Annotated in this window: 2 protein-coding genes; both read right to left on the bottom strand. The window is 65.7% G+C overall.

What is annotated here, in order from left to right; translation table 11 throughout:
- On the bottom strand, window positions 1-1,013 hold a 1,013-nt coding region (carB, locus tag ACXJKR_RS32170), incomplete at its 3' end, for a carbamoyl-phosphate synthase large subunit (protein ID WP_457326314.1).
- Window positions 1,014-1,023: 10 nt separating this feature from the next.
- The coding region (leuE, locus tag ACXJKR_RS32165) for a leucine efflux protein LeuE (RefSeq protein WP_457326313.1) at window positions 1,024-1,542 on the bottom strand (519 nt) is incomplete at its 5' end.

Raw genomic sequence — 1,542 nt, 5'->3', positions numbered from 1 at the left:
GTGTAGCCCACGGCCAGCTTGGCGGCGATCTTGGCGATGGGGAAGCCCGTCGCCTTGGAGGCCAGCGCCGAGGAGCGCGACACGCGCGGGTTCATCTCGATGACGACCATGCGGCCGTCCTTCGGGTTGATGGAGAACTGCACGTTGGAGCCGCCGGTGTCCACGCCGATCTCGCGCAGGATGGCGATGCTGGCGTTGCGCAGCAGCTGGTATTCCTTGTCCGACAGCGTCTGGCTCGGCGCCACGGTGATGGAGTCGCCGGTGTGGATGCCCATCGGGTCGAGGTTCTCGATGGAGCAGACGATGATGCAGTTGTCCGCCTTGTCGCGGACGACCTCCATCTCGTACTCCTTCCAGCCGATCAGGCTCTCTTCGATGAGCAGTTCGTTGGTCGGCGAGAGGTCCAGGCCACGCTTGCAGATGGTCTCGAACTCTTCCGGGTTGTAGGCGATGCCGCCGCCCGAGCCGCCGAGCGTGAAGCTGGGGCGGATGACCATCGGGAAACCCGCGCCACCGATCTCGGCGTGGATGCGCTTCTGCACGGCCCAGGCTTCTTCCAGCGAGTGCGCGATGCCGGACCGGGCCGAGCCCAGGCCGATCTTGGTCATCGCGTCCTTGAACTTGAGGCGGTCCTCGGCCTTCTCGATGGCATGCTCGTTGGCGCCGATCATCTCGACGTTGTACTTGGCCAGCACGCCGTGCTTGTGCAGGTCCAGCGCGCAGTTCAGCGCGGTCTGGCCGCCCATCGTCGGCAGCACCGCGTCAGGGCGCTCCTTGGCGATGATCTTCTCGACCACCTGCCAGGTGATGGGCTCGATGTAGGTGACGTCCGCCGTGTCCGGGTCCGTCATGATCGTCGCGGGGTTGCTGTTGACCAGGACGACCTTGTAGCCCTCCTCGCGCAGCGCCTTGCAGGCCTGGGCGCCGGAGTAGTCGAACTCGCAGGCCTGGCCAATGATGATCGGACCCGCGCCGATGATGAGGATGGTTTTTAGGTCTGTACGTTTCGGCATGGCGGTCTGCTTAGAGAGTGGCCGTGGCCAGCTTGGCCCCGAACCCAACGAAAAGTGCGCCGACGCTGGCGTTGGCAGTGCTGGACAGCCGGCGGCGCGCGCGGAAGGCGGCGGCCAGGCGGGCGCCGGCAAAGATCAGCGTCGAGAGATAGATGAAACTCAGCACCTGGATGATGGAACCCAGGATCAGGAAGGTCAGCGCCGGATGCGGATAGGCCGGGTCGACGAACTGGATGAAGAAGGACAGCAGGAAGGCGATGGCCTTGGGGTTCAGCAGGCTGACGACCAGGGCCTTCTTGAACGGCTGGCTCGCGTCGACGAGGCGCGGCGCCTCGTCCGTGCTGGCCTCACCGCGCCACGTGCGCATCGCGCCGCGCAGCAGCTGAATGCCGATCCAGCCGAGGTAGATCGCGCCGACCATCTTCACGACAAAGAAGATCTGCGGGCTGGCCATCAGCAGCGACGCGCCGCCAGCGGCAGCCGCAGTCATCAGCAGCGTGTCGCCAACGAACACACCGCAGGCCGCCCC

This window comes from Roseateles sp. P5_E11 (assembly GCF_054049355.1).
This window is presented reverse-complemented; position numbering and strand designations above follow the sequence as displayed.